Raw genomic sequence first — 1278 nt, 5'->3', positions numbered from 1 at the left:
AACGAAGCCGAAGCGACCAGTGAGCCAGAACAAACTGAGCCTGAGTTACCGACCACAAGCGAGCCTAAAGCCAAAACCGGTCGCAAACCCTTTGCTAAAAACCTACCACGCACCCAAGTGTTTGCGTATTTGTCAGATACTGAAAAAGAAGGCGCAATCAATACCTTCTTTGTGAAAGTCAGAGAAGAGCTAGATATTATCCCTGCCAAAGTACAGGTACTAGAGTACATGCAGGAAAAGGCGGTGTTTAAAGACGAACAAGGCACAACCACCATGAAAGCGGCTGAGGTCATTAAACACCCTGTACCCAAAGCCATGGGCAGTATCAACTTAATGACCTACATCATTATTGCTAAATACGCCGATGGCATGCCGCTTTATCGATTAGAGGGGATTATCGAACGATACGGGGGCAGCATATCAAGAACAACACTCGCCAACTATGTCATTGCGCTAGGCAAACAAATCCAACCCTTAATTAACTTATTAAGGGAGACTCAGCATGCCGGCTCACTCATTATGGCGGATGAAACCCGCATTCAGGTATTAAAAGAGCCAGGGCTTGCGCCCACGGGCGATAAATTTATGTGGGTGACACTCGGCGGTAAAGCCGACCAACAAAGCGTGCTGTTTGACTATGACCCATCGCGTGCTCGCCATGTGCCTATGCGCTTGCTACATGGATTTACTCATGGCTACCTGCAAACCGACGGTTATGCAGGTTACAACGAAGTGTGCCGCAAAAACCAGCTCATTCAATTAGGCTGTATGGATCACGCTCGCCGCAAATTCATCGAGGCACAGCAATCACAACCTAAAGGGAAAAAAATAAAAGCCAGCAAAGCCGACATGGCCTTGAGCCTGATTAACAAGCTCTATGGGATTGAGCGCACCATCAAACATGCTAGCAATGAGAAAAGACTGGCCGTTCGCCAAGCTAAGAGCATGCCGATATTAAACACACTGCAGGCATGGCTCACGGCAAACAAACCGCGCGTGGCCACCGACAGTTTAACTGGCAAGGCCATGACCTACTTGCATAATCAGTGGGATAAACTCACTGTGTATTGCACAGATGGGCAGCTTCGCATCAGTAACATTATGGCTGAAAACGCCATTCGCCCTTTTGCCGTTGGGAGGCGTGCATGGTTATTCGCCGACACACCTGCTGGCGCAAACGCCAGTGCCGCACATTACAGCTTGATTGAAACCGCTCGGTTACATGGCATTGAGCCATACGCATATCTCAATACTATATTCAAAGCGATACCCTATGCG

At 48.5% G+C, this 1278-nt stretch carries 1 protein-coding gene; it reads left to right on the top strand.

What is annotated here, in order from left to right:
• Nucleotides 1-1278: IS66 family transposase (locus CXF95_RS26180; protein ID WP_101201402.1), on the top strand; the 1278-nt coding region annotated here is incomplete at both ends.

Origin of the sequence: Paraglaciecola sp. MB-3u-78, assembly GCF_002835935.1 — a bacterium.
In the GTDB taxonomy this organism is placed as follows: Bacteria; Pseudomonadota; Gammaproteobacteria; order Enterobacterales; family Alteromonadaceae; genus Paraglaciecola.
This window is presented reverse-complemented; position numbering and strand designations above follow the sequence as displayed.